This is a genomic window from Burkholderia sp. A2 (assembly GCF_001729305.1).
GTDB classification, from domain to species: Bacteria; Pseudomonadota; Gammaproteobacteria; order Burkholderiales; family Burkholderiaceae; genus Burkholderia; species Burkholderia sola.
Map to the genome: position 1 here is coordinate 1 of NZ_LZXX01000077.1, position 360 is coordinate 360.

Genomic DNA, 360 nt, shown 5'->3' on the forward strand with positions numbered 1-360 from the left:
CCGGGATGAGCGGGGCCGGCGCGGGCGCTGCCGGAACTGCGCGGAAACCGATCGATTTCCGGTCCGAAGCGCCGAAACTATTCAGGATCGGACAACAATAGGCGGGGGCTTGTGCCGCGACCGCCGCGGGCTCTATTCTGTTCCGTTGGCGATTCGAAGGGGAAGCAGCATGGACCGAATCCAGGCAATGGAAGTTTTTACCCGCGTGGTCGACGCGAACAGCTTCACGCGGGCGGCCGACACGCTGGCGATGCCGCGTGCGTCGGTGACGACCATCATCCAGAATCTCGAGGCACTGCTCGGCGTGCGCCTGATGCATCGGACGACGCGCCGGCTGTCGCTGACGCCGGAGGGCGCCGC

1 protein-coding gene is annotated in these 360 nt (G+C 66.4%); it reads left to right on the plus strand.

The features are described 5' to 3' along the window. Positions 1–169: 169 nt before the first annotated feature. Positions 170–360 (plus strand): LysR family transcriptional regulator (locus A9Z05_RS38345; RefSeq protein WP_141723377.1); only part of this gene is annotated, 191 nt, incomplete at its 3' end.